At 50.5% G+C, this 862-nt stretch carries 2 protein-coding genes; one reads left to right on the top strand and one right to left on the bottom strand.

The window, feature by feature from the left end; genetic code table 11:
• The coding region (locus B3Z49_RS11040) for a hypothetical protein (RefSeq protein ID WP_296990815.1) at positions 1-207 on the bottom strand (207 nt) is incomplete at its 3' end.
• 150 nt (positions 208-357) lie between these two features.
• Here B3Z49_RS11040 and B3Z49_RS11035 point away from each other — a divergent pair.
• A complete protein-coding gene (locus B3Z49_RS11035) occupies positions 358-591 on the top strand; it encodes a hypothetical protein (protein WP_008890909.1) in 234 nt (77 codons plus the stop codon).
• Positions 592-862: the final 271 nt, after the last annotated feature.

Below are 862 nucleotides of genomic sequence, written 5' to 3'. Positions count from 1 at the left end.
GAAGAAGCCAAGCAGGCCGAAGCGGCCAAAAAGCTGAACTAGCGTTTTAGGCGCGTCTTTTGCGCATTGATCGAAATTTTTTCGGCCTGTCTTCTGTTTTGAAGACGGGCCGTTTTTATATGGCTGGCAAGCCGCAAACTGGCACAAATCTTCTAACCTCAGGAAAGGCTGATTTTGCGGCATCGGAAGAATTGGGCAAACTGTCACAAATTCTTCCTGATCTTGTCACCGTGCTGCAGTTGAGCGGCCATGAAGTTAGGACTATATGGCTTCTGTAAACGCCGCATCAGAAAAATGGATGCGACAAAATTCGATGGGCAAAACCGTCGAAAACCAACGAGCAACAGGATGACTGACATGAAAAAGAGTTACGTCCAGACTCTGATGGAAGTCGAAAAAGTATTCGGTCAGATCAACGACCATGATTATCGCCTTTACCGGGCCGTTTGGGGCAATCGTCAGGCGGCGCAAACCGGCTTGCCGCGTGGAACACGAGCAGAAATCAGCAAGAAGCTCGCCAATGACTTTGTTGCGGCGGTACCGTCTGTCGCACATATCAACCCGCGTCTGTCCACACCGCACGCGGCTTGACGCGGTTAAAAGCTCGGCTCCGGCAAGGTGCGGGTTATGGGATGTACCTTGCCAATTCACTCTGTTTCAGGCATCAAGTGACGCCGTATGTGATCTGGCCGTGATATTCATGGCTTTTGATCTGCGACGTCGTATTTCCTGATATCTGGCCGGAGTATCCCATGTCGATCAAGTCGTTGATTCGTACCATTCCCGATTACCCGAAAAAGGGCATCATGTTTCGGGATATCACGACGCTGTTCGAGGACCCCTATGGTCTTAGCGAAGTGAT

Source organism: Thalassospira sp. UBA1131, from assembly GCF_002311515.1.
Classification (GTDB): Bacteria; Pseudomonadota; Alphaproteobacteria; order Rhodospirillales; family Thalassospiraceae; genus Thalassospira.
The sequence above is the reverse complement of the archived record's forward strand: the minus strand, read 5'-3'. Positions and strand labels throughout refer to the sequence as shown.

What these genes read in the sequence shown, in the direction of transcription:
- B3Z49_RS11035 (WP_008890909.1), top strand. Translation starts at nt 358, where the DNA reads ATGAAAAAGAGTTACGTCCAGACTCTGATGGAAGTCGAAAAAGTATTC.